This window comes from Salinisphaera sp. SWV1, from assembly GCF_052044155.1.
GTDB lineage: Bacteria > Pseudomonadota > Gammaproteobacteria > Nevskiales > Salinisphaeraceae > Salinisphaera.
Map to the genome: position 1 here is coordinate 1 of NZ_JBQDYE010000145.1, position 596 is coordinate 596.

Consider the following 596-nt stretch of genomic DNA (forward strand, 5'->3'; position numbering starts at 1 on the left):
TAACCGGCCCCTTGTTACAGTTGTGTACAAGGGGCCTGATTTTTATGACGGGGAAAAAAAACCGCCAGTAAACCGGCGGTGAATGCTTGCATGGATAGATTTGTGTTTTGCTTTTACGCTAACAGGCATTTTCCTGCACTGATAACGGATCGTTGACACAGTAGCATCAGTTTTCTCAATGAATGTTAAACGGAGCTTAAACTCGGTTAATCACATTTTGTTCGTCAATAAACATGCAGCGATTTCTTCCGGTTTGCTTACCCTCATACATTGCCCGGTCTGCTCTTCCAATGACCACATCCAGAGGCTCTTCAGGAAATGCGCGACTGACACCTGCTGTCACGGTAATGTTGATATGCCCTTCAGAATGTGTGATGGCATGGTTATCGACTAACTGGCAAATTCTGACACCTGCACGGCATGCGTCTTCATCATTAGCCGCTTTAACAATAATGATAAATTCTTCGCCCCCGTAGCGATAAACCGTTTCGTAATCACGCGTCCAACTGGCTAAGTAAGTTGCCAGGGTGCGTAATACTACATCGCCGGTTAAATGCCCGTAGGTATCATTAACCAATTTAAATCGGTCAATATCC

1 protein-coding gene and 1 pseudogene are annotated in these 596 nt (G+C 45.0%); one reads left to right on the top strand and one right to left on the bottom strand.

Features of this window, described 5'->3' with window-relative positions:
* Positions 1-82 (top strand): protein MgtT (gene mgtT, locus ACS8YF_RS19910; protein ID WP_216084485.1); only part of this gene is annotated, 82 nt, incomplete at its 5' end.
* A 114-nt stretch (positions 83-196) separates the two neighbouring features.
* Here the strand turns inward: mgtT and dgcZ are convergent.
* Positions 197-596 (bottom strand): annotated as a pseudogene (gene dgcZ, locus ACS8YF_RS19915) (diguanylate cyclase DgcZ); the annotation flags it as partial.